The following is a 26,083-nucleotide window of genomic DNA, read 5'->3' as shown; positions in this document are numbered from 1 at the left end:
TACAGGACAGTTATGCGTTGACAGCCTGTCATGTATTGTTTATAATCGTACTTAATATAGTAAAGTTAATATCAGGCGGCATTATATGCTTGTCAGCCTTTAGTGAGGTAGAAGAATGGTATGGAACAGGAAGGAATATAAGAGAAGGGCAAGAAAGGCTGTCAGGGGAAATTACTGGCCCATGGTGGCAGTCTGCTTTATTTTGGCTTTTTTTGGATGTGAGTACACCTCGTCTACAGCATCTATCCACCAGTATGATTCAAATATTACCACCGCAGAAGATCTGGTAGTCGTGCAGTCGAAGAAGCTGTCGAATTATGAGGTTGCTGAAGATATTGTCCGGAAGATCCTGAATAAAGAAGAGGAACAGGGCGGACAGACAGGCTTAATGAAAGAATTTAATGACATAAGGACAAGTATTTTTGATTCCAGGACGGAAGACAGGTCGTATATCTTTCAGGTGCTCCGTGCGTTACGTGAATTTGTTATTGAACACAGGGCAGCCACAGGCATGATATTTGTACTGGCTGCGCTGCTGAGCCTGGCATACAGCTTCCTGGCAGCAAATCCCCTTATTGTGGGAAAGCGTGAGTTTTTTCTGGAGAGCAGCAGGATCACTGATGAAGAATCAAAGCCAGGTATCAGACGGATATTTTACAGTTTTATGGGGGGCAGATACTGGAATACTGTAAAGATCATGTTTTTCAGGGATCTTTTCGTGGGGCTGTGGAGCCTGACAATTATTGGGGGTATCATTAAATTTTATGAATATCGTCCGATCCCGTTTTTGGCTGCAGAGTATCCGGAATTGGACAGAAAAGAGATATTCAGGTTGTCGAAGGAGATGATGAGAGGATATAAATGGCAGTTGTTTTTGATGGATCTGTCGTTTATAGGCTGGGAGCTGTTAGAAGTGGCAACGTTGGGGCTTGCCGGCATTTTCTACGCAGTTCCGTATATGTCTGCTGCGGAGACTCAGATGTATCTGGGATTAAAGGAAGCGGCAGGTGGGAAAGAGAAGGTATACGAATGACAGAAAAGACGGAGAAGTGGGTGGCTGAACAGCTTGAAAAGGAAAAGAAATTTGTAAAAGAAAAGCTGGAACAGACCGCCCGGCTGGATTATAAACAGAAATATAAAGTCAGTACGCTGATATTATTCTTCTTCACATTTGCTATTTTCGGCTGGGTGTGGGAAGTTGGGCTGCATATTGTACAGTATGGTGAGTTTGTGAATAGGGGAACTCTGTGGGGACCCTGGCTTCCCATATATGGAGTGGGAGGCGTGATTGCTCTTATTTTCTTTAGGAAATTTTTCGACAAGCCTGTACTGACATTTTTCCTTGTTACTATCGGGGCGTCTGTTATTGAGTATTTTACAAGCTGGCTAATTGAATATACGAATGGTGTGAGATTCTGGGACTACAGCAATTATCCCCTGAATATTAATGGGCGTATCTGTCTGGAAGGATCGGTCATGTTTGGTCTGGGAGGCTGTGCAGTTATTTATTTTGCAGCTCCGTTTCTGGCCAGATATTATACAAAGATACCGGCATACATAAAATTAATCATCTGTGTCCTGCTCATAGGCTCTTTTATGGGGGATCTGGCATATACAAATGTCAACCCACATGTGGGCGCCGGGATTACAGATGCTGACTGGGAGAAAACGCCTGAAGGGCAGATGGCGGTGGAGAAGAGGCTGAAAAATTAGGAACCCAAGTTTCCTGTTATGGGGAAGCGGCCGTTAAGGTGAGGGCTGCTGCAAAACGAAGTTTGTTTTGTGGCAGCCTGTTTTAGAATAAAAAATGAAAAAAGAGCTTGCTTTTTAACAACATATTATATATAATAAATGATAAGAGAAGACAGAAAAACAAAGAAATAATATCTATAGCGAATTTCATCGCACCAATTCAAAAAATCGAGCAATATTCATTGCACTATTTCCACCTGTTATTTTTATAAGAACTCCAGCGTCAGATTATACAGGCATACTGTTTTGTATTATGTTTTTCTGGCTTCTCTGACAGCGGAGGGGATGAACCGGAGCTGGATAAACCATACGCGCACTTAAATATATCACGAAGGTCCATAATGGACACTGCACCGCAAAGTCACAGCACCACAGGGAATAACGCCGCGTATGGACAGGAAGGGGGGAGAACGATCAAGAAGAAAAAGACGAGAAGGGAAAATTTGTACCGGGAGCTGCAGGAATATGAAAAAGCCGGAATAGCCCTTTGGCTCAATGGTATGCCCAGCACACCCAGAGAAATCGCAAAGGCCTGTACTATCGGAGAAGAAGACAGGTATATGCGGGATTATATCAGGGATGAAGAAGATGGTATTAAAGGCATAGGATTCGATATGATCAAGAATGTTTAGAATAATACCTGTGGACGCCGTTCCCCTTATGCATCCATGTATTAATGTCACTGTTCACTCCGTGACCAGTAACATGTTAATTCTTAGATTTTTCTAAAGATGTCGAATTATGTATGACGAACCATAAAAATATGTTATAATCGAAAAGTAGACGCCCCTAAAAGGGCTAAAACAGCGGGAGTTTAAATAATTATAACAGGCGGAGGTGCAGTGGATGAAGAAAAAACTGGTACCAATATTAGCGGCAGTCATATTGATCGTGATTGTGGCAGCAATTGGTATTATTACAAGTATTGTTGAAAAGTATACGCCAACAGACGAGAAGATGGCGCCTAACGATTACTTCGGAGTTGCGTCAGATGAGCAGGCAGCGCTCATTTTACAGAACCAGTTGGTTGAAGATAAAGGTCTTATAAAAGACGGAGTCGTTTACTTAGGATATAATGTGGTGAAGAATTATCTGAACCGGCGTTTTTATTGGGATTCAGGGGCTAATCTTATGGTTTATACAACGCCTACGGATATCATCAATATCCCGGCGGGAGGCAAGAATTACACAGTCTCAGGAAATTCAAACACCGAGACATATGAGATTATAAAGGTCAGCGGCACGGATGTCTATATCGCGGCTGATTTTGTGCAGAAATATACTAATATGGAGTATGAGCTGATACCTGACCCGAATCATGTGCTCATTACGTACCAGTGGGGAGATGTGACCAGGGCGGATATGAAAAAAGCAGACAGCGTGCGTTACCAGGGCGGCATCAAGAGTCCTATCCTGACTTCAGTGGCAAAGGGCGATACGGTCACTGTTCTGGAAACTATGGAGGACTGGACAAAGGTACTGACCTCTGACGGGTACATAGGTTATGTCAGGAATAAGAAACTGGGTGAGGCCAGGACTGAGACCACCAGCAGAGCATTTGAGGAGCCTGTCTATACAAGTGCAAAGAAGGACTATAAGATAAATATGGTATGGCATCAGATCACAAATGATGAATCCAATTACAATCTGCTCTATGATCTGCAGGATACAAAAGGCCTGAATACAATATCACCAACATGGTTCTCCATTGCCAGCAACGATGGGGACGTGGCATCATTTGTAAACAGCAGCTATGTTGACACAGCGCATGCCCAGAATCTTGAGGTATGGGCGCTGGTGGATAATTTCAATGAAGAAGTAAGTACAGCGACAGTGCTGGGCTCCACGGCATCACGTGAGAAACTGTCAAACCAGCTGATCGCATCGGCCATCCAGTATAATCTGGACGGCATTAATGTGGATTTTGAAGCTCTGACAGAAGATTCGGAAGAGGGATATATCCAGTTTATCAGAGAGTTATCTGTCAAATGCCGCAAGAATGGACTTGTTCTTTCAGTGGATGTGCCTGTTCCGCAGCCGTACAATAATTTCTACAGCATGAAAGAGCTGGGGACTATTGTGGACTATGTGATCATTATGGGATATGATGAACACTACAACGGCAGTGACCCGGGCTCAGTAGCATCCCTGCCATTTGTACGTGCAGGCGTGGAGGCGGCATTAAAGGATGTGCCGTCAGAAAAGACCATCAATGCTGTTCCGTTCTACACAAGGATCTGGACTATAACACCGGAGGGCGAGGTCAGCAGCCAGGCAGTCGGCATGGATACTGCAGACCAGGCACTTGCAGACAATGCTGCAGAAGCAAACTGGAGCACAGATACCTCACAGGATTACGGTGAGTATCAGGATGCAGACGGCAATACATGCAAGATCTGGCTGGAAAATGAGAAGTCCATTGAAGAAAAGGCAAAGCTTGTAAAGGAATTTAACTTAGGAGGAATCGCGGCCTGGAAGCTGGGATTTGAGCGTTCAGACGTGTGGGATATCCTGTTGAAGTACGCCAGCTAAAATAATTCTGCCGGGGAATACGGCGGATTACAGATTAAATAGTCAATATTATCTCCAAAAAGGAAGGGACTGCTCTGCATATTGTGTGCGGGGCAGTCCCTTCCTTTAAAAAATGCTGGTACTTTGGGGCGGAGGAAATATAAAGTTTAATTAATTTTTAATACGGAGCTCCTTTCGATCAGGAAGGGGCTTATTACTATATGCTGAGGTGGCGTGGAGGTATCCCCTTTCAGTCGCAGCAGCAGCTGTGCCACAAGGAGAGAAGTAATTTTTTCCAAATCATGTGCGATTGCAGTCAGCCCGACCAGACTGACCCACTTGCTGTTATCGTAAGTAATAATACTGATATCATCAGGGATAGAAAGTCCAAGCTGCCTGATAGCCAGCCAGACAGTCTCGCTGGCAGTGGCGATGGAGAAAACAGCGGTTGGATGAAAATCCTGTATTATATCACATAACTCATTCACAGTTACGGAACTGGTGAGAGTCCGTATACTGTCGTGCACAACATTTGCCGAATCGATTGCCTTCCATAGTCCGGAGATCCTTTGATTGTCACCAACGTATAGAATCCGCCGATGTCCTTTGTCCAGTAAATAATTTGTGCCGATCTCTGTTCCGCCTGCATCATCGATGGTGATACTGTCTATCTGCATATAGGGAGACTGAAAAAGCTGGATGATACTGAACTGGTTTAGTGATTTTTCTATATAAGACAGGTTCTGGCAGTCTTCAGGGAAGAAAATGAGAGCATCTGCCTGGGCAGATGCGGCTACTTCGAGACAATCCCGCTCTGTGGTAATACCCTCCTGCACAAAAGTAACTAAAAGACGATATCCATATTGATGCAGTTTAATTTCCAGATACTGCAGAACATCTATATAAAAATGATTCTCAATAGACGGGACAATGATTGCCACAGTCATAGAATGATTATTTTTTAAGCTGCGTGCAATCAGATTGGGGGTATATCCCATATCTGCTGCACATGCTAAAATACGCTGGCGGACAGGCTGGCTGATCCTGCTTGTTTTATCGAATGCCCGCGAAACGGTAGAGATGGATACGTTACACGCTTGAGCAATATCTTTTAGAGTGACTATAATGAACACACCTTTCTGACTGACGATTTTAATGTGCTGTCCGGCCTGGATTCAGACGGACAGCGCCCCCAGTTCCGCCATATACAGCGAAACTGGACAGTTACAAAATGATAATAAAATACCAACAGGAAAATTGTGCACTTTAGCTAAAACAGAGCAGTGATTTTTGATAAATAGAAACAATGTTACAATATCCAGTTGACAGATTTTATAGTTAAATATATAATGAAGAAAAAGCAAACGTTTGCACACACGATTGATATATGTATTATATAGTGATTATATAACATTGTCAATATATGGAATTGGGTACAGACCCAAAATTTTTTACCTGATCGCGCAAACGTTTGCACACAAACTGGATTTATTTTGCTTCTTTATCGTAAGTTGCGGCCGAACGAAACGAGAGAAGAGATGAAATAAATATAAAACACGAAAAATACATGTAGCTGTAAAGATAGTAAACAGTTACAAATAAATTAAAAACAGGGAGGAACTGTAATGAACATGAAAAAATTGTTATGTGTTGCGCTGGCCCTTTCAACCGCAGTAATTCCAACAGTGGCAGAAGCTTCTGAAGGATCTGCAGATTCCGGCGAAAAAATTATTATCTGGGCTGCAACAACGGATGTAAAGGACATTATGGATAATTATTTTGCAAAAGAATATCCGGATGTACCTTATGAGATCCAGTTGTATTCCGGTAATGACTATATGCAGAAGCTGGACGCTGTACTGGCTTCCGATTCAGCCGAACATCCGGATATTATCTCGGCGGAGGTTTCTTATGGTAAGCGTTACATAAGCACAGTGAATGCAACAACGAGCCTTTATAATATTGGTATTGATGAGGAGGAACTGAGTGTTCTGACACCTGCGGTAATTGATTTTATGCGTGATGAGAATGGCGAACCGATGGGAGTTTCCTGGCAGGTAACACCGGGAGGGCTCTTTTACCGCCGGAGTATTGCCGAGAAATACTTCGGAGTAAAAACTCCGGAGGAGTTCCAGAAACTTGTATGTGATTGGGATACTTTTACAGAAACAGCACAGAAATTAAAAGAGTTATCGGGGAATGAAGTGAAAATGATCGCAACATGTGATGACTTTTTAAATCCTTTTCTGAATGGGAGCCGTGCACAGAGCTGGGTGGTAGATGACCAGCTGGTGATTGATGACGCAGTTGATGAATTAATGAATATGACAAAAGAATTTTATGACAATGGCTATACACAGGAGACAGCCCACTGGTCAACCGGTTGGTATCAGACCCTGGTAGAGGATAAGACACTTTGCTACCTGCTGCCTACATGGGGGTTAAACTATCAGCTTGAGCCAAACTGTACGGCTGCAGACGGTACCACATCCTACGGGGACTGGGGGATTGTACAGCCTCCTGTACCTTATACGTGGGGAGGAACCTGGCTGTTAAATACCAGCAAAGATGATACAAAGAGCGAAAATATAGCAAAAATCATGCGCTATATCATCAGCGAGGAATTTCAGGTTGCATATGCGCAGGATACGGGAGATTTTGTGAGCAACATTACAGCGCAGCAAAAGGTTTCAGAAACATGTTCTTCAGAATTTCTTAATGGACAGAACCACTATGAGGTGTTTGCGGCAGTTGCGGCTTCTGTGAATCCGGAGATACAGTCTGAATATGATGGAACCATTCAGGGATTCCTGCAGAACGCTGCGTTAACACCTTATATGCAGGGAGAATTAGAAAAAGATGAGGCAATAGATGCTTTCAAGGATGAAGTGAGCCTGTATTACGGGTCAGACATCATGGTGGATTAAAGTAACAAAAAAGTAAGAAAAATTTGTAGACAGGAGTTTCCCATACCCGGGCTGGAAAATACTTAGGCTTAAACATATTTTCTCTCATAAGTGAGAATGGACCGGCCATTCGGGTTTGGGAAGCTTTATATGAAAATTTTGGAAAATGAAAACAGGATAGCAATAAACGAAGAAGATGGTTACAGGAGGATGTTTATGTCCGGCTTACGAACTCATGTATTTGCATCGCGAAAAAAAGGAAGGATGAAAAAAGTAAATTATGATAAATACGGATGGTATTTTATTCTGCCCTTTATTATAGTTTTTCTTGTTTTCAGTTTGTATCCCATTTTATACTCTTTGCAAATCAGCTTTACTGACCTGAAAAATTTCAGCAAGGGTTTTTCATATGTAGGATTTGGGAATTATATTGATACTTTAAAGCTTCCGTTTTTCTGGACAGCTATGAGAAATACATTTTTGCTGTTTATAATCTTTTTTATTCCGCAGATCATTATTTCTCTTTTGCTGGCATATTGGTTTACAACTATTTCATTTAAAGTGCGGGGTCAGTCTTTTTTTAAATTCAGTATCTATCTCCCGTGTATTATAACACCGGTCAGTATAGGGATGCTGTTTGGCTTATTTTTTGAATACCCCAGAGGCCCCATTAATACGCTATTGCAGAGTCTGTCTGTCATCAGCGAGCCGGTTAACTTTATGAAGAACATGGATCTGACCAGAGGAATTATTGCATTTGTTCAGTGCTGGGTGGGTTATGGTCCTATGATGATCATGTTTATAGGGGCAATTTTGGGAATTAATCCGGAACTGCTGGAATCCGCCCGTATAGACGGATGTACGGGCAGACAGTCCTTTTTCAGGATTGTTATCCCGTTGATCAAGCCGATTCTGCTGTACAATATAATCTGCAGTACCATTGGAGGGTTGCAGATTTTTGATATTCCGAGAATAATAAACGGCGGAGGCCCGAGAAATTCAACCTTGACGATGTCCATGCTGGTTTACAATCAGGCATTTTCAGGCTCAGGGCTGTATGGCAATGCTGCTGCTGAATCTTATCTGATGACAATTTTAATGGCGGCGATCAGCGTTGTTCTTTATTTTATACTTCGTGAAAAAGATGACGAAGTTACATATAAAAGGAGGAATAAAAGATGACTTCTGTGTCCAGGCGGGTTTGGCATATCATTTTAACATCAGTGCTGTTACTGTTATGTGTTTTTCCAGCTTTGCGTGTGATATTACCTGAAAATACAGTGAGTATGAGTATTTTTTCCGCCCGGGTTCCCTCGGATATCTGTTATGATGCGGACAGGCTTCTAAAAGCAGTCAGCTATGTTCTTGACACATCAAGAATTTATTATGCGGGAAAAATAGCTGTTGTAAGCTTTGCGATTCTGCTGGTCTTAAAAATAGCATCTATAAAATATTTCAGAAAGTGGATGGATATAGCGTCAGTCTTTCTTCTGACTGCAGGTTCTGCTTTTATGGGGTATACGGTTCTATCCTTTGCAAATCTGCCTGTTGACGGTCAGCAGTATGCGGTATCTTTTTCGCCGGTTCTTTATCTGGCTCTCATTGCGGTGCTGACGGCCTATTGCAGTTTTTATATTCAGAGCAGTATATCCAGGAAAACACTTATTTATGTGATTTCTACATTGCTGGCCTTTTTGTCATTAGTGCCTTTCTGGATCATGATTGTAAATGCAACACGTTCTACAGCACAGATCAATCAGGGAATCTCACTGCTGCCCAGTATTTATTTAAAGTATAACTGGGATGTATTAAAGAAGTTTAGCTTTGATGCAGTGCGGGGCTTTATGAACAGCCTTTTCATTGCAGTTATCTCCACAGGGCTCTGCCTCTATTTTTCAGCATTAACGGCATATGGATTTGTTGCATACCGTTTTAGAGGAGCTAATCTGATCTTTTCTATGATTGTAGGAAGCATGATGATTCCGGGAATTGTAGGAAGTATAGGATATTATCAGGCTATTTTTAAGATAGGGCTTATGGATACATACTGGCCTTTGATCATACCGTCTATGGCATCCCCTGCAACTGTTTTTTTCTTCAGACAGTACCTTGCGGCAAATTACCAAAAAGAGATTACAGAGGCCGGGAGAGTGGATGGCGGAAGCGAGTGGCATATCTTTAATGTTGTTATTTTTCCAATTATGAAGCCGGTACTGGCAATTTCCGGGATCAGTTCTTTTGTTGGAAGCTGGAATAATTATTTTACTCCCCTGATGATACTGAATGATCCGGACAAAATGACAATCCCGCTTATGGTTCAGCAGTTAACAGGAAATGATTATAAAACAGAATATGGGTCCCTTTATCTTGCTTTGACAGTGGCTTCTGTTCCGCTTTTTCTTGTTTACGGATTTCTTTCAAGGTATATCGTTAAAGGGGTGTCCCTGGGGGCAGTAAAGGGATAAGTAAAGTGAAAACGGGAGGAGAAAAATGAATGCTGCACATGAAAGTATAATTGCGAAGTTTGGATCAAGGCTATCAATGAATTTTCGTCCGGGGACGAGAGAAATATTTTTATCGCCAGCCGGCAGATTTCTGGATAAGCCGGCGCCTGTTAATTTTGGAGTTCTGTATAACGGTGTAAAATACGGGCTTGGATTTTTTGATAACAACAGGGTATGGACGTTTGGAAATGACCAGACAGAATTTCAGTTTATAGAACAGCATGAGGAGTTTGACAGGGTTAAATTCCGCTGCAGGGATTTCAGGATCGGCGTTGACTGTATATTTGAATTTATTGCCCCGTTTTATCCCCAGGATAAATTACTCTGTACACTGCCGGTATTATTTGTAAAGGCCACTGTAAACAGGCTCATAGACAGAGCTGTGCGCGCTGACGATAAAAAACAGATATCGGTGTACTGCGACCTGATGGGAAGTGATTTTTATGAGGTGGACGGGGGCTTGTATCAGAGTGACAGATATTATCTGTACGATGATTATATTCATTACCAGGATACGGAAGGACTCAGAGTTTTTCTTGATAAAAATTCGTTTGTAAAGAAAGGTATTTGCGGAGAACTATACATATCCTGCCTGAACAGCAGTACAGTAAACGGGAAAACTATTTTGTCAGAGGGAATGATCTCCCAGACACTGGAATTGGAAACCTGCTTTGCTGTTTCAGGCTATGTAGGGGGAGATATCCTTCAGGCTGGCGGAAGAGCATATCAATTTTATTACACGGAGAAATTTAAAAATATTTTTGAGGTCGCCGATTATGCAAAGGAAAACTACAGGCAGATTATTGAGAAGTCAAAGAGTTTCAATATCCATCTTGAACAATCCTCCCTGTCGGATGATTACCTGAGTTTTTTGGGATTCTCCTTCAGGAGCTATGCGGGCAATACCTGGTGGGCTATTGATGAGGGACAGAAGAAGGAATGGTTTTCTGTATGGGAAGGAAACTGTCTGTTCCATTCAACAGTTGATGTGGAATACAATCTGGGTGTATTTTATCTGATGCTCTGGCCCCAGCTTCTTGAGATGCAGCTTGAGAACTGGAATGCATACAAGAAAAAGGGATATATTTCTCATGATATTGGAGCTGTCCTTAATGCTGAAGAGTCAGCATATCCCCACGATATGGAAATAGAAGAAAACTGTAATTTTATCTTGTTGCTTTATGCACTCTGTAAAACACGAGGGAGAAAGGATATCGCAGCAAAATATTACAAAACCGCAAAAGAGCTCACAGAGTTTAATAAATCATGTGATTTAACTGGAAATGGGCTGGCAAATACAGGAGTGGCAAATACTATTGATGATTCATCTGATGATGTACAATTTGCGGAAGAACAGATTTATCTTGGAATCAAGGAGTATGCAGCTTATTATGCGATGAGACAAATGTCGCGGGATGCGGCGGATCTTGAGACAGAGATCCTTTGCGAAGAGGAATGCAGCAAAATAAAAAACACCATAGAAAAAAACGGATGGCTGGATGACCATTACAGAGTAAACCTGATCTCCAGCAATGGGAAAATCAATCCGGCTTCCATATACAAAAGTATGGGGAGTATCTCAACAGAGCATGGAAGCAGTGCCTATTCTACTTACACAGCCAATGGATTTTTATATCTTTTTTTAGGCGGGGAGGACGTTGACTGGAATCTAAAACGGCTTAAAAAGGATATTGTAAATGCTGAAAAAGCCTGTGATACATCTTTTGGGAGTACTCACAGCAGTGTTGACAAAAGTCATATCTGGATTTCACAAAATATTTTTAGGGATCTATGTGCAGGGTATCTTGGCGTCGATATGTCGGACAATATCCAGAAATACTGGGCCTTTGAGAAATATGAGAACCAGGGGGGAAGGGGCGGCTGCTTTATTGATACATATGGATGGAATAAGCTGAATTATTATCCCAGGGGACTGGCCTCTATCGGATACCTCTATTCTATGGCTGGGCTGTGTATTGATGAAATAAATAAAACGATCTGGTTAAAACCGTGTAAAGCGCCGATCAGTATACCACTGTTCCATTTTGCAGATTGGCTTCATAACAAAGTGCCGGTTATTCATTTTTATATAGAAAATGGAGAAATCGGGCACATGATAGAAAACAGTGAATTATTAAGCTCATATAAAATTATTGTATAACAGGAAAAATAAAGGGGATTTCTATAATGAATCTGGAAAAAATGGCAGAGGTTACAAGATTATACAGAGAAAAGCTTTTAAATGATCCATACAGGCCGAGATTCCACTTTTGTGTTCTGGATGGTGAAGGCGTACCCGGAGATCCAAATGGATATTTTTATGCAGACGGCAGACATCATCTCATGTATCTCTACCGGAGGAGCAATGGAACATTTCACTGGGGACATGCCTCAAGTGCTGATCTGCTTTTTTGGCGGCATCATCAGGATGCACTTGTGGAAGGAAGCAAAGATGAAGGCTGCTTTAGCGGCGGAGCGTTTGTTGACGATGATGGAACAGCATATTTGTCCTACTGGATATTTAACCCCGCAGCGGAAGATGCTCATCAGGGGATTGGGATTGCAAAAGCTGTATTTCCCTATGAAAACTGGAAACAGATGGAATATCCCATTATTCGTTCAGACAAATGGGGAATTATAGAGACGGCTGATGGAAAGTATATAGGGTGTGCCGATCCCAGCAATATATGGAAAAAAGATGGAATGTATTATATGCAGACTGGAAATAAGGCAGTGCTCGATGCATACGGAAGGGAGGCAGATTCTCAGGAAATATATAAAGGCGACTGGACTGAACTGTTTTCCTCCAGCAATTTAACTGACTGGGAATACAGGGGCAGATTTTATGACAGGTATGAGGGGGACGGGCCGGAGGATTCAGAAGATGATATGTGTCCGAATTTCCTGCCCCTGCCGCAGAGCGCCGGGGGAGGAGCATTGAGCGGCAAGTATCTGCAGCTTTTTATTTCTCATAACAAAGGATGCCAGTATTATATAGGTTCCTTGGAAAATGAAAAATTCAGGCCGCAAATCCATGGACGGATGAGCTGGTGTGATGATACATTTTTTGCACCTGAGGCAGCGCTTGATGATAAAAACCGTCAGATCATGTTTGCCTGGCTCAGAGATGATCTGCCAGAACAGTTTCAGAAGTTCGGATGGAGCGGAGTTTTTGGACTGCCGCGCACCCTGTGGTTAAGGGAAGAGGGGGACTTGGGAATAGCGCCTGCCAGTGAGCTTAAGAGGCTGCGTGAAGAAGAGCAGAAATATATTATTTCTCCGCAGAAAAATTCAGGAGGGATGTTCGAATTGACAAACCCGGATGGCTGTGAGATTAATCTGACAGTAAAAGAGCTGGGTAAAGAGTTTGGAATTTCCATCATGCATCGGGAGAATAATGAGAGGGTCCTTGTTATTTATAACAGAGCAGAGGGCATGCTTCGTGTGGATACAAGGCAAAGCGGGTCTTTAAACAGGCCGGTTCTGGAAGAAGCTCCGCTTGTACTTGCGGAAAATGAGCAATTGGAACTCATCCTCTATATTGATAAATCAGTGCTGGAGGTGTTTGCCAATGACCGGCAGGCAATAACGAGACGAATTTATAATCCCAAAGAAGTGCTGCCGGAATTTGGGGTTTTTGGAGATGGTGTGATTACAGAATTAAAAAGCTTTCGGATGATGCCTACGATGCCGTATTAATTACCGATAAAGCCATCTTGGGACTTTTGTTTTTATACCGCCCAAAATACATATAAAAGCGAATACGGAAGCCAGGAAGAAGTCTATGTCTGTGAAGAGGTTAGCATCAGCTTTTCACAGCCCTTTTTCCTGTCGCCTGTATTCCAGAGGGGACATCCCCGTCTCTTTGCGGAAAAAGGAATAAAAATGTGAACTACTCACAAACCCCAGTTCTCTTATGATCTCTGAGATGCTCTCGTCTGTGTCCGCCAGCAGCTGTCTGGCGCGCTCCAGGCGGTAGGCCCTCCCCAGCTGCATAAGACTTAAGCCAGTGCGTTTTTTTACTATCTGATTCATATATTCTGCATTATAATTCAATGCATCTGACAATTCTTCCCGGGATGTATTTCCGGCGCTTTCTTTCAGGCAATTCGTTATCCGGGCAAACAGGAAATCCTGCCGTCCGGTGTCCAGATGAATAAAATTCGAATGATAGATATTTTCGTTTTCCAGAACATGTATCAGCCGCAGCAGAAGGCCCTTAATAAGATAAGAGCAGCCGGGCTTCTGACCCAGCAATTCCTGCTGGATGGCATCTATGGAAATCTGGGTGTTATTTTCCCAGCCGTTTTTAGAAGCTGCGGCAGTGGGGGAGAACTCCAGATAGTTCCGTGCAAAGCCCTCCTCACCCTTTAGGTTAGAAGAGAGAAACTGATGGATCTTTCCGTCTGGGCGCAGGTCTGTCCCATCCCGGAAAACTACATCATCTTTAAGCAGGCTGCTTATATACTCAGTTGACAGATTCAGGAAGACAACAGCGCAGTTATCACCAGGAATATCTGCATGGCGGGTGTTTCTGTTGAGCAGGCAGGCATCTCCTTTCTTATAGTGAAAATTGATCTGTTCAATCCTGTTGATGAGTTCTCCCTCCAGAACATAGAGCAGTTCAAAATGTTCATGCTGATGCAGGTCATCATCATTTGGCCGTATCATACTGCTCACGGAGCCGGGAGATACAGCATAGTGGAGGAGCTGGCTGCCATATTTTATTTTGTAAAACATGGTGAAAGGGCGGCCGATCTTCATTCTGCCCGAAATAGTTTTGGAAACGTGTGCAGTCACATTGTCAGCTGCAGTATCAGGATAAGTTTTCTGTGGCATATAGTTACCTCATTAACTGGGTTTTGGGCCTGGGATTCTGTCAGGATGCGGGATTTCAAGTCTATCGTAACTTTCTGCCTGTATTATATAATAGGGACATGACAAGTGCAAGCAAATCAATTGATGGGAATAGAATAAAAATGGGGAAGAACGCACAAAATGCGCAGACAAGGAGGAATTATGGCTAATTGGATATGGTATCCGGGAGATTTTGAGATCTATCACGGAATGAAACAGAATTATGACAGGGAAGAGAGAGGGTTTTTCTGGCCGGCGTACTGGCATATGTCAGACTGGAGGCATCACCTGAGGTTTCGGGCGGTATTCTGCCTGGAGAGGCAGGAGGTCATCCGGGTGGCTGCAAAGGGAAGAGGATATGTGAATGTCAAATACAGGCAGACGCCTCCGCCATGGATGAAGCAGGATGAGGAGTACTGGTCGGAGACAAAATATCCTATAGGAAAAGATATTGTCTGTCAACCGGGAGATATGATGGTGGAAGCCGTGGTGGGGAATATGGAGGGACTTCCCTGTATCTGTGTGACAGGAGATACAATAGTCTCTGACGGCACCTGGCTGGTATGGGATTTTGCGTCTGAAGAAGTCAGTGCCGGCTGGAACGGGATGTACGTGAGACCGGAGCAGAATCCCATGGAGTTTGAGTATACATCGCAGGTTTTACAGCCCAAAGAGGTCGGGGAGGTAAACGGTGGTTTGCTCTTTGATTTTGGCAGAGAGGTGACTGCGGAGACTGTCATCACTTTTCCGGAGGATGTGAGAGATGTGACTCTGTGCTATGGGGAATCCAGGCAGGAGGCGCTGGATACAGAGTTCTGCTATCTGAAACAGGAGCTTAAAGCTGGGCAGCCTGGGCCCGATGGAGGGGAAATGGAAGAACTGTTTGGCAGGTTTGAGACGGAGGGTACCTACCACACGAGACTGCGCGCATTCCGCTATATCTTTGTCCCCGGGACGGAGGCAGCAAGCGGATTACAGATAAGGGCTGATCATAAATTTGTGGACTTTCCCAGAAGAAGCAGTTTCACATGCGGGGATGAGCGGATCAACAAGATATGGGAGGTATCGGAAGAGACCTTCAGGCTTGCCAGCGGTATATTTTTCCTGGACGGCATTAAAAGAGACAGGTGGATCTGGTCAGGAGATGCATACCAGAGCTACTTCATCAACAGGTATGTTTCCTTTGACAAAGAGATCTGCAAAAGGACCATACTGGCGCTGAAGGGAAATGATCCTGTGGTCCAGCACATCAACACCATTTTGGATTACTCTATGTACTGGGTCATCAGCCTGGAAGATTATTTTGAGATGACAGGAGATGACGCTTTCCTGAAGATGATATATCCTAAGATGGAATCCATGATGAATTATTTGATGGAGCAGCTGGATGAGAACGGATTTATCTATGGAAGGCCCGGAGACTGGGTCTACATCGACTGGGCGGACCTTGATAAAGAAGGTACTCTCTGCGCGGAGCAGATGCTGCTGGCCAGAAGTTATCAGGCGGCAGCCAGAGTCAGAGAAATATTGGGGATAGACGGCCAGGAATATCTGGAGCGGTTTCAGAAGCTGAAGAAAAATATCTGCACGTATTTCTGGGATGAGGAAAAAGGCGCGTACATTGACAGTTATGTCTCCGGAAGACGTCACGTGACACGCCATGCCAATATTTTTGCTGTTTTATTCGGGTATACGGACGATGATGAGACAGAGAGTATTGTGAAGAATGTACTGTTGAATGATGAAGTGGACGCAATTACAACGCCGTATTTTAAATTTTATGAGTTGGAAGTGCTGGCATCTCTTGGGTACTTTGACAGAGTCATGGAGACCATGAAGGATTATTGGGGCGGCATGCTGGACCGGGGAGCGGACACTTTCTGGGAGGAATTCAAGCCGGACCAGCCTGAGGAGGAACAGTACAGCATGTACGGCGATAAATACGGAAAAAGCCTCTGCCATGCGTGGGGAGCCAGCCCTATTTATTTGATAGGCAGGTATTTTATGGGTGTCAGGCCTGTTACCCCTGCATATGCGTCCTTTGAGGTGAAGCCGCAGCTGGGGCAGTTTGAAAGGTTTGAGTGTACATTTCCGGTTGGAGAGGGGTCTGTATGGATGCGCTATGAAAACGGAATATTAAAAGTTAAGGCTGACAGGCCCGGAGGGGTGCTAAAAGCAGGACAAGATTCTTATGAGCTGGAGGCAGATAAGGAACTTGTGATCGTGGAGGAGCGGGGATCAGACCAGCGATAATACCAGTCATGCATGGCTGGTCAGCTCCTTCTGCGTGAGCGGAAATGAAATTGTCAGTGAGGTTCGTAAAGTTTAATGACCTCTCTGCTGCGTTTTCCGCTCTCGTCTGCTATTTCTTTGTAAATGCCCCAGGACTTTCCCGTGGAATAAAAGCAGGTGAATCTGTTTGTGTTTATCCTTGGGCGGAAGGATATTTTATTTTCCGGCAAATTAAACTCATATCCCGACAGCGCCACAAGCAGGCCCCAGGCTGCCATGGAGCGGACATAGTGATGGCCGCATTCTATTTCATCATACGGATTCCTCCGTATGCCGTCATACCGCTTTCTGATACCGCTGACTATTGACATGGCTTCATCTGTCATACCTTCATAGATCAAATGAACGGCTGCCTGAAGCTCAATGCCGGTCCAGACCTCATCTGAGTATACGAAAGGCTGGTCAGGACGTCCGCCTTCAGGCCAGGTACACAGCAGGAGTCCTGGCTCATCAGGGATAGCATAGCACCGCTGAACACTGCTGTGTCCGTCCAGTTTTTCTTTAAAATTATATTTGTATACAGAATGTATGGCTTTCTTCACATGATCTTCGGGGAAAAGATATCCCAGCCCATACAGGTGGGCAAGTTCCTGACCAAAGAGCTGGTCCGAGAGACAGCCTGTTCCGTACTGATAGTTATGGGCCTGCAGCAGTTCCGGGCTGATATTCTGCTCATAGAAGCTGCCGTTAAACAGCAGCTCATCCATCTTCCTGCTTCCCTTTTCAGCTATATCCAGCCATCCGTATGCCAGTTTTTTATCACCCAGATACAGAGCCATCTGTGCGGCAGCCCGAAGAGCAGCATAGAATATAGAATTTGTCATGGAAGTGATTCCATAGAATTCAATGTCGTATGTGTTGTGTTGACGGGAATCCAGAACCCCATCCATATCTTCATCCCAGCTGTGCACTGCAAAGTCCATGCTCCTCACTGCAGAAGGCCATAATTCTTTTAAATACTCATCGTCTCCGCTGTAACGCCAGTCACGGTATAGGCGGAGTATACATCCCAGCTGCCCGTCAGTGGCGGGGAACATATCCCACTTCTTCCCCTCCAATTTTCTCTTTGCACGGAAAGCCATGGAGCCGTTTTCGTCTGTTTCAGTGAGAAATTCTGTGCGCCTCATATCCCGCTCTAATTCAGGAAAAAGAAAGGCCAGTGTCTGGGCGTAGTTCCATACATGGGTACAATTGCCTGCACAGCTTCCGGCATGTTCAAAGCAGCCCTCCCACCCGAAAAAGGTGCCGTCCTCCAGCCTGAAGCAGGTACAGGAGCGCAGAACATTGACAGAGGCCACCAGCTCTTCTATGACATCTGCACCCAGTGAAGAACTGTACAGTGCATCTGAGAAGTCGCGGCTCCTGCCCCAAAGATAATTTGTACTGTCAGCAAAATAGCAGAGAACATCCCAGGAATCATCCCACTGGGAGGCATAATAATTTTTCCATTTACGTGCATCCGGCATTTCGTCCGGCCCCAGATGCCCATCCGGCCACCATCCATATCTATACGGGAAGTACCAGGTAATATAGAAAACAAAGTCCTTTTCTTCCCCGGGGCGGATTCTTTGCTTTTTCGCTACAGATCCTACATATCGTTCAGAGCTTACAGGAGCCTTAACATCAGGAGCAGGTTCAAGTATTCCGTCCCTGCTGAAATCCTGCCAGAATTCTTCAGCTCCGTCCCACCAGCCCCCATACTGCCAGTGCTCTTTTACAGTTACTCCTTCTCCTGCAGCGCCAAGGGCCAGGTTCCCATTATTCACTGCCGTTTCCGCCAGGCTGTCCGCTCCAAATATAATTCCCGTGAGACCATCCCGGCAAAGGGTTTTCTGATAATGATGACCTTCCTGCCGGAGATGGTCAAAGCCGTCGTAATCTATAAATCCTGCCGCATTTAGCAGGCTTCCGGCAATAGATACATCCACATCAGTATCACATAGATTTTTTACCGTGTACTTCAGCTGGAAACCGGGAATGCCTGAATTTTTGGCATCCAGGGGTATAAAGGGAGTAAATGCAGATGCAGTAATCTGCAGAGGCGTGTTTTCGTGGAAGAGTGTTAACTCGTGAAAGGGGTAATGGCAGGTGTAGGTACTTTTTGAAAATCTCGGCAATCCCATAAGTTCACCGGAATGATACATCTGACGAAGTCCTGCATCTCCCGGTACAGCTTCCAGGACCCTGGCAGATGCCTCTTTACCTTCCGGCCTGGCCCAAATAGAAAAAAAGGTGTATGGCAGCTTCAGACCTTTATCAGGGTGACCGAAGATCTCGAAGTCGCAGAATGCGCCGCTGGAAGTCAAAGAGATATTTCCTGTTCCTATGCCGCCCAGCAGTCCGCGCAGAGCTGTATGCCTGTTGGTATACACCTTTGTATTTTTAAGAATCTGTTCATGATCTATCCATTGATCCATGATATCGCCTCCTTTTATTCATTAAATATATTTAGTTCTATAGTTGTTTGCGATTTGATTTACTTTAATGTTAACGATGCAAAATGTGTATGCTGGGAAAAACAATACTGATCATTTCGTGAACGAAAATTAATAAAAATCATGGGTTATTACAGCATTTATTCATATATTATACTGGATATGGATATATGTCAATATAGAAATTAACAATAATAGACATGGTTAATAAAAATATTAAACAAGATAAAAGAATGCATTATGCAGGTTTCTGTATTTGTATAAGAACAGTTCCGGAGTAATGTTTTTATAGATGGCATAGATTCGAGGCCATTAGTTTATGATCCGGATTTCAGAGAGATAAAAAGCAGCTAAACCTGACGGTTAGCTGCTTGTGTATAATAATCCGTAAAAATATTAAAACAAATTAGCCATTTATAAGTTCATCCAGCAGTTTAGGAACCATCTCATCCATTGTCTCATCAGAGAACTGGCATGTTCCTACGGCTTTGTGTCCCCCGCCGCCGTACTTGAGCATCAGGCTTCCTACGTCCACGGTAGAGGTGCGGTTCAAAATACTGTACCCAACAGCGACAGAACAGCCCTTTCCTCCCTTGCCGCTTACGATCCAGGCGGAGATATTCTGCTGGGGATACATGCTGTAGATAAGAAAGCGGTTGCCTGTGTAGATAGGATCTACCCCTCTGAGATCAGAGATGATCACATCCTTCTCAACCCTGGTATGGGCGGCTACCATCTCTTCAAACTTTGAAGTCTGTTCAAAATAAACCTCAATTCTTTCTTTTACATCAGAAAGGTTGAGTATTTCTTCAGTGTTCATATACCGGCAGGCATCCATCAGTTTTTCCATCAGCTGGTAGTTGGAGATGGTAAAATTCCTCCATCGTCCCAGACCGGTTCTGGGATCCATAAGAAAACCGATGAGGATCCATCCTTTTGGATTCTGGATCTCGTCAATAGTCAGGTTTCCGGAGTCAACCTTGTCTACGGCCTCCAGCATTTCTGTAAACTGAGGAAATTTTTCCTGCCCTCCGTAATATTCATAGATGATCCTGGCACAGGAAGGGGTAATTCGGCTCTCGCCGCGGTAACGGCCTTTCAGGTTGTTGCGCTCAAATTCACTGGAATGATGGTCAAACCAGAGTCCGCAGCCCTCTGCAAAAGGGACATTGGCCAGACAGTCATTTTCTGTGATCTCCACAAGGCCGTCCTGTATATCCTTGGGATGTGCAAATTTCCATGTATCAATTATGCCGGCTTCTTTGAGCAGTGCTCCGCATACAAGGCCGTCAAAATCAGAACGTGTAACCAAACGCATATATTTCAGCTCCTTTTTAATCTCCGCTGCGCGGATATATTTGTCTGCAGCTTTCCGGTTCACGGGCAGCTGTATCTGTTCTTATTATCATAGCATGAATTTTGAAAATTGGATATCGATTTGAGAAAATAAAAAGTATTTATGCCTATAAACGAAAATTCTTGACAAAAATATGTTTATAGGATACAGTAAAGTGGTATATCTCAATATGCAAAGAGCAGACGTCCCAAGGAAATAAGCCAGGGATGTTAAGAGATGGGATGTACTGTTATTAAAAATAAGATTATGATAGGAGGTGAAGCACATGTTCCATATAGCATTTAAGGATTCCACATTGTGGAACAATATTGGAGATATAGCGTCTCAGACAGGTAAAATTTCATGTTCCGTGTCGTATTGCGCCCTTTTTTACGGGATGACATGTGCTTTTCCTGCCTTTGAGAGTGTGGAGTCTTCAATATAGATTGGATGGATCCGGACTGCTTTGACAGAATAGCATAAGTATAGTCATGCCCGGTAGGCGAGGGTGCCGACCGGGCATTTTTGCGCTCATTTTTAGGAAAGGATGATAATTTATGAAACGATTACAACAATATACGGCTACGGCCAGGATATGTGCCAAGGGAGTATTTGACGGCGGTCTGCTGAGTGTAGCGGGCGAATACCTGGTACGTTTTCTGCAGCTTATTCTGCTTGTGCAGATATGGCGCTCATTCGGGGAGAGCAGTGTACTGCCTGACGGCATGTCACTGCCGGTTCTTCTCACTTATACCTTGATGGCATCTGTATTCCGCCAGCAGCTGGACATTATTACACCAGCCACATCTGCGCTCTGGGAGGGCTCTATAACAGGGAGATACTTAAGGCCGTGTCCTGTGCTTGGAGGGCTGGCCGCCGAGACCATAGGGAGATGGTGGATACCGGTATTTCTGTTTTATTCTGTTCCGGTACTGCTTATCTCTCCTTTGCTGGGGATATCCCCGCTGCCGGCCTCTGCCTGGAATCTGGTGTTTTTTCTTATCAGCCTGGCGCTCAGTGCTTCGCTGGGATTTGCACTGGACTTTATTTATGCATCCATGGCGATCCGTATGAAAAACGGGTGCTGGGCCGCACAGATGGTGAGGGAAGCGCTGACACAGCTCTTTACAGGCGCGCTGATTCCGTTTGCGATGCTGCCAGGCTGGGCGGGACAGCTGCTGTCCTGGCTTCCCACAGGTTCCATTGCTTCTGCTCCGCTGTCCATCTATGTGGGCGGCGCGGGCAGCAGTCCCCTGTATCTGATCGGCCTGCAGCTGTTTTGGAATGCTGTGCTGTGGCCGATCTCATTATGGATATTCCATAAAAGTGAAGAAAGGATGATTTCTTATGGAGGATAGAAGTATAAATAATCAGACAGAAAATACTGCCGGGGAGATAAGATACGGCAAAGAGAAGGGATGGTTTTTCACGCTGATGAGGCTTTATGGCACATACGCAAAGCTGGACCTGCTCTGGTTCCTCAGGGATACAAAATACTGCCTGCTGTATATGGTGACAGATGTCATCTGTGCGCTGGCGGCTATGGCAGGAGTCCTGCTGCTCTCCGTGCAGTTTGGAGGTTTCGGAGGAATGAGCAGAAATGAGATATTGTTTATGCTCAGCTATGGGATCTTCGTAGACGGTATTTTTAATCTGTTTTTTACAGGAGAAAATATGGGCAATATCAGCCGTGTCATTGGGCGGGGACAGCTGGACCACTGGATGATCCAGCCTGTGCCTGTCTGGATCCAGATGGCAACATGCGGGTTCTGTCCGTTTTCAGGTTCAAGCAAGCTGGTATGCGGAATTATCATGACAGTGTATTCCCTGTACGGGCTGCCTGTTGCGGTGACTCCATGGTGGGTATTTTCATTTCTGGCCGGCACAGCGGCATCCACGGCAGTGATCCTGGCTTTTGTCTATATCGTTTCCTGCCTGGCATTTGTATCGCCAGCTGCGGCGGAGGAGATAGCCCCCACCGCACACAGTCCCTTTGATATGCTCAAAAGCTATCCGCTGGGAGGGCTTTCGGCATTCTGGAAGACTTGTTTCTGCACTGTTGCACCGGTGGGGCTTGCAGCCTGGCTGCCAAGCCTGTCCCTGCTTGAAAAGGCTCCGGGCATGTTTGGCCCTTTACCGGTACTTACTATAGTTATGGCAGCTGTCTATATGGCAGCAGCCGGTATGTTATTTAAGAAAGGAATGAATTATTATGGAAAATATGGCTGCCCCAGATATTCTGGCTTTGGACATCGTTGATATCACTAAAATATATTCACAATGGCAGCGTACCGGACAGGTGCGTGATATATTAAGGAATCTGATACATCCCCAGAAAAAGGAGATCAAGGCTTTGGAAGGCCTGAGCCTTCAGGTCAGGCAGGGAGAGTTTGCAGCCTACGCAGGCGCAAATGGAGCCGGAAAATCAACTACAATTAAAATATTATCAGGTATACTGAAACCCACATCGGGCAGTGTGCGGGTCCTGGGAATGGATCCTTCTGTCAGCCGCCTGGAGCTCATGCGCCGCATAGGAGTCCTGTTCGGGCAGAGGACAGAGCTCTGGTGGGACCAGCCTGTTCTAACCAGTTTTGAATGGAAAAAAAGTGTGTGGAATATCCCGGACAGCGTTTATAAAGAAAATCTGGACATGGTCACAGAGCTGCTGGATCTGGGAGAGCTTCTGCATACATTTTCCAGGGAGCTGAGCCTGGGGCAGAGGATGAAGGCTGATCTGGGAATGCTGCTTCTGCATTCCCCCCAGGTCCTGTTCCTGGATGAACCCACGCTGGGGCTGGATGTACTGGCCAAAAGAGATATGATCACTTTCCTGAAAAAAATAAATAAGGAGAGGGGAGTCACGATCGTGGTTACAAGCCATGATATGGACGATCTGGAAGAGATGGCAAGAAGGATCATTCTCCTGGATCATGGACATCTGGCCTTTGACGGGTCTTTTGAAGAGCTGAGGCGCGTCCAGGGAGGCCTGGGCCGCGTAAGAGTGACTGTGTCGGAAGATGCAGGGGCCGGGATGCAGGAACTGCCTGGGCTGACCCTTGAGGAAGTAAAGGATAATGTCTATGAATATGCATATAATCATGAAAAGTCCTCCATGCAGGATATCCTGAAGGCGTTGTCGTGTCTGTCCGGGATAGAGGATGTGGAGCTTAAAAGAGCACCTATTGAAGAAGTTATCGCGAAGCTGTACAGGAGCTGGAAATAAAGCGCGGTAATCAGATTTGTTTACCATGATACATGAGTAAGAGAAAATAAAGATAAAAATAAGACAATTGTAGTATTGACATTTGCGTAAGACAGGAGTAGTATATAGGTATGAAATACTACTCCTGTCTTATAAAGGAGAATGAAAAGAGGTGAATCAGATGGATATTAAACTGGTGGATAGCGAAATTAAGGTCATGGATGTTCTCTGGAAAGAGGGAGATTCAATGGCAAGGCATGTTGCGGATGTGATGGAGGAGCGGTACGGCTGGAATGTCAATACTACGTATACGTTATTAAAACGGTGTATCAAAAAAGGAGCTGTAGAGCGAAAAGACCCCAATTTTGTCTGTCATGCCCTGATTTTGCAGGAACAGGTGCAGGAGCAGGAGACAGATGAACTATTGCACAAGGTTTTCGATGGTTCTGTTGAGAAGCTGTTTGCTTCCCTGCTGGGCAGAAAAAAACTGTCAGAGGTACAGGTAGAAAAACTGAAACAGATGGTTTCAGAGTTAGGGGGTGAGGAATAATGAGTCTGCTGCAAATGAGTATTTCGGCTGCTGTTATGATCTTTATTATAACAGTTATTCGGGCGATCGCCATCAACCGTTTACCTAAAAAGACATTTATTGCCTTATGGGGGATCGTGCTGCTGCGGCTGTTGGTGCCATTTACCCTGCCATCCCCGATAAGTGTCTATTCCCTGGCAGTACGTCCAAAAGCCGGGCAGACCGGAAGCACTCCAATATTAAATATATTTCCGTCTTCCACAAATGCTGCAGCACCTGCCGTCACAGTTACAGCAGGAATTTCACCGTGGATGTGGGTGTGGGGCATTGGCCTGGCATTATGTATTTTATACTTTACGATTGCTTATATCAGATGCCGCCGCCAGTTTATGATATCCCGGCCCGCTGAAAATGATTTTACTGTAAAATGGTTGGCAGAGCACAAGTGCAGGCGGCCTGTCTCGATCCGTCAGACGGAGAAGATTACGGCTCCGCTCACTTATGGCATATTGAGGCCTGTTATTCTAATGCCGTCACAGACAGATTGGACAGATACAAAAAAACTGAAATATGTACTTGCGCATGAGTATGTGCATATCCGGCGCTTTGACGGAGTGACGAAGTTTTTGCTGACTGCGGCGCTGTGTATCCATTGGTTTAACCCTCTTGTGTGGGTAATGTATGTATTGGCCAATCGGGATATTGAGCTTTCCTGCGATGAAAAAGTAGTGCGCTTATTTGGAGAGACTGTGAAATCCGCTTATGCACTAACACTGATCGGCATGGAGGAAAAGAAAAGCGGGCTTACCCCGCTGTGTAACCATTTCAGCAGAAACGCCATTGAAGAAAGGATTGTGGCAATTATGAAAATTAAAAAGACAACAGTTTTTAATCTGGCAGCAGCCTGTGCTGTAGTAGCTGTTATTGGAAGTACATTTGGAACTTCCGCTGCCGCAGAGAGTGTCTCCCAAAATCTCCCTGCCATTGAAGAGGCTATCGTTACTTCACCTGACGGCCCTTATGCCAGTAAGTTCCTACCGGATCCTGACATATATGCAAAGTATTCGTCATACGGGATTTCTATTTCACAGGACGGTAAAAGACTGCTTTATAATGGGCAGGATGTAAGGCTTTTTGCAGATGAGCATTCTGATGGGGAAGCGTTCTATTATGATGAAGCCGGGACAGCCAATCTGGCAGTAACACGCAATTCGTTAGGGGAAATCACAGGAGTGGATACAATATCTGAGGAAGCTGCACAAAAGTACAGGTCTGCATTCTTCGGGGCTGATGTTAATAGTACAGCTCAGGTAAACAATGAGAATGAGGTAAATGCAGCCGCGCAGATAAATAGCAAAGAAGTGTCAGGCGGAACTAAATTTGAACAATATTCACCCTACGGAATCGATTATATTTCAGAAGTAAATATTATGTATTTTAAAGGGCAGAGAGTAAAAGTATTTATTGATGAAAGTGCAGGCGTATTTAATGCTTTCTGGACAGATGAGGACGGCACGGTTAATTTATCAGTAGTCAGGGATTCCTCCGGACAGATCACCGGAATCGAAACTATTTCAGAGGAAAAAGTGCAGGACTATAGGGTGGCAGCTGATAATTATGAGCAGGATCTTCTGAATGGGGTGGAAGAGAAGATAGCGGAAAAGTATTCAGATAAGTAGTTTTGGGGCAGGGAATGTGTGTGGTTTTGAAAGGACTTATGATTATTTGCATATATATAAAATAAGAGTTTTAAAAGGAA

The 26,083-nt window shown here is 44.5% G+C and carries 19 protein-coding genes; 15 read left to right on the top strand and 4 right to left on the bottom strand.

The features are described 5' to 3' along the window. Nucleotides 1-115: 115 nt before the first annotated feature. The 4 genes from NSB28_RS21035 to NSB28_RS21020 all read left to right on the top strand — a co-directional run bounded on the left by NSB28_RS21035 (nt 116) and on the right by NSB28_RS21020 (nt 4,284). On the top strand, nt 116-1,033 hold the full coding sequence (locus tag NSB28_RS21035) for a DUF975 family protein (RefSeq protein WP_109625931.1): 918 nt from the start codon (nt 116-118) through the stop codon (nt 1,031-1,033). Continuing rightward, nucleotides 1,030-1,713, top strand: a complete 684-nt coding sequence (locus NSB28_RS21030; protein ID WP_109625930.1) for a putative ABC transporter permease — start codon at nt 1,030-1,032, stop codon at nt 1,711-1,713. Before NSB28_RS21035 ends, NSB28_RS21030 begins: the two co-directional genes overlap by 4 nt. A 380-nt stretch (nt 1,714-2,093) precedes the next feature. After that, nucleotides 2,094-2,384: a hypothetical protein gene (locus NSB28_RS21025; RefSeq protein ID WP_257497763.1), complete on the top strand. Its 291-nt coding sequence runs from the start codon at nt 2,094-2,096 to the stop codon at nt 2,382-2,384. A 214-nt stretch (nt 2,385-2,598) separates the two neighbouring features. Next, nucleotides 2,599-4,284 carry a glycosyl hydrolase family 18 protein gene (locus NSB28_RS21020; RefSeq protein ID WP_109625929.1) on the top strand — a complete coding sequence of 562 codons (1,686 nt, stop codon included), beginning with the start codon at nt 2,599-2,601 and terminating at the stop codon, nt 4,282-4,284. 146 nt (nt 4,285-4,430) lie between these two features. Here the strand turns inward: NSB28_RS21020 and NSB28_RS21015 are convergent, their stop codons facing one another. Then, a complete protein-coding gene (locus NSB28_RS21015; protein WP_109625928.1) occupies nt 4,431-5,396 on the bottom strand; it encodes a LacI family DNA-binding transcriptional regulator in 966 nt (321 codons plus the stop codon). Between the two features lie 492 nt (nt 5,397-5,888). Between NSB28_RS21015 and NSB28_RS21010 the strand changes: the two genes are divergently transcribed. The 5 genes from NSB28_RS21010 (at nt 5,889) to NSB28_RS20990 (ending at nt 13,372) form a co-directional block, all read left to right on the top strand. Next, a complete protein-coding gene (locus NSB28_RS21010) occupies nt 5,889-7,190 on the top strand; it encodes an ABC transporter substrate-binding protein (protein ID WP_109625927.1) in 1,302 nt (433 codons plus the stop codon). Between the two features lie 129 nt (nt 7,191-7,319). Then, entirely contained in the window at nt 7,320-8,351 is a 1,032-nt protein-coding gene (locus NSB28_RS21005) for a carbohydrate ABC transporter permease (RefSeq protein WP_109625926.1), read from the top strand. Nucleotides 8,352-8,455: 104 nt separating this feature from the next. Further along, nucleotides 8,456-9,634, top strand: coding sequence for a carbohydrate ABC transporter permease (locus tag NSB28_RS21000; protein ID WP_257497762.1), 1,179 nt, complete (start codon nt 8,456-8,458; stop codon nt 9,632-9,634). 25 nt (nt 9,635-9,659) lie between these two features. Beyond that, a complete protein-coding gene (locus NSB28_RS20995) occupies nt 9,660-11,834 on the top strand; it encodes a glycoside hydrolase family 52 protein (protein WP_109625925.1) in 2,175 nt (724 codons plus the stop codon). Nucleotides 11,835-11,860: 26 nt separating this feature from the next. Beyond that, complete coding sequence (locus tag NSB28_RS20990) at nt 11,861-13,372, top strand: glycoside hydrolase family 32 protein (protein ID WP_109625924.1); 1,512 nt, start codon at nt 11,861-11,863, stop codon at nt 13,370-13,372. A gap of 114 nt (nt 13,373-13,486) precedes the next feature. On the opposite strand, the gene NSB28_RS20985 is transcribed toward NSB28_RS20990, so the two are convergent. Continuing rightward, complete coding sequence (locus tag NSB28_RS20985; protein ID WP_109625923.1) at nt 13,487-14,512, bottom strand: AraC family transcriptional regulator; 1,026 nt, start codon at nt 14,510-14,512, stop codon at nt 13,487-13,489. 180 nt (nt 14,513-14,692) lie between these two features. Between NSB28_RS20985 and NSB28_RS20980 the strand changes: the two genes are divergently transcribed. Then, nucleotides 14,693-16,783: an alpha-L-rhamnosidase-related protein gene (locus NSB28_RS20980; protein ID WP_109625922.1), complete on the top strand. Its 2,091-nt coding sequence runs from the start codon at nt 14,693-14,695 to the stop codon at nt 16,781-16,783. 53 nt (nt 16,784-16,836) lie between these two features. Here NSB28_RS20980 and NSB28_RS20975 read toward each other — a convergent pair whose 3' ends face one another. Together NSB28_RS20975 and NSB28_RS20970 are read right to left on the bottom strand one after the other, a co-directional pair. After that, nucleotides 16,837-19,239, bottom strand: coding sequence for a GH116 family glycosyl hydrolase (locus NSB28_RS20975; RefSeq protein ID WP_109625921.1), 2,403 nt, complete (start codon nt 19,237-19,239; stop codon nt 16,837-16,839). Nucleotides 19,240-19,663: 424 nt separating this feature from the next. Beyond that, on the bottom strand, nt 19,664-20,575 hold the full coding sequence (locus NSB28_RS20970) for a DHH family phosphoesterase (protein ID WP_109626032.1): 912 nt from the start codon (nt 20,573-20,575) through the stop codon (nt 19,664-19,666). A 575-nt stretch (nt 20,576-21,150) separates the two neighbouring features. Here NSB28_RS20970 and NSB28_RS20965 point away from each other — a divergent pair. From NSB28_RS20965 to NSB28_RS20945, 5 genes are all read left to right on the top strand, one after another. Next, entirely contained in the window at nt 21,151-21,951 is an 801-nt protein-coding gene (locus NSB28_RS20965) for an ABC-2 family transporter protein (RefSeq protein WP_109625920.1), read from the top strand. Further along, nucleotides 21,941-22,852 carry an ABC-2 family transporter protein gene (locus tag NSB28_RS20960; protein WP_109625919.1) on the top strand — a complete coding sequence of 304 codons (912 nt, stop codon included), beginning with the start codon at nt 21,941-21,943 and terminating at the stop codon, nt 22,850-22,852. The genes NSB28_RS20965 and NSB28_RS20960 overlap by 11 nt, the downstream gene beginning before the upstream one ends. Next, nucleotides 22,806-23,816: an ABC transporter ATP-binding protein gene (locus NSB28_RS20955; protein WP_109625918.1), complete on the top strand. Its 1,011-nt coding sequence runs from the start codon at nt 22,806-22,808 to the stop codon at nt 23,814-23,816. The genes NSB28_RS20960 and NSB28_RS20955 overlap by 47 nt, the downstream gene beginning before the upstream one ends. A gap of 160 nt (nt 23,817-23,976) precedes the next feature. Further along, complete coding sequence (locus NSB28_RS20950; RefSeq protein WP_109625917.1) at nt 23,977-24,345, top strand: BlaI/MecI/CopY family transcriptional regulator; 369 nt, start codon at nt 23,977-23,979, stop codon at nt 24,343-24,345. Further along, nucleotides 24,345-26,003: a M56 family metallopeptidase gene (locus NSB28_RS20945; protein WP_109625916.1), complete on the top strand. Its 1,659-nt coding sequence runs from the start codon at nt 24,345-24,347 to the stop codon at nt 26,001-26,003. The genes NSB28_RS20950 and NSB28_RS20945 overlap by 1 nt, the downstream gene beginning before the upstream one ends. The last annotated feature ends 80 nt before the right edge of the window (nt 26,004-26,083 follow it).

This window comes from Murimonas intestini, assembly GCF_024622195.1.
Taxonomy (GTDB): domain Bacteria; phylum Bacillota; class Clostridia; order Lachnospirales; family Lachnospiraceae; genus Murimonas; species Murimonas intestini.
The sequence above is the reverse complement of the archived record's forward strand: the minus strand, read 5'-3'. Positions and strand labels throughout refer to the sequence as shown.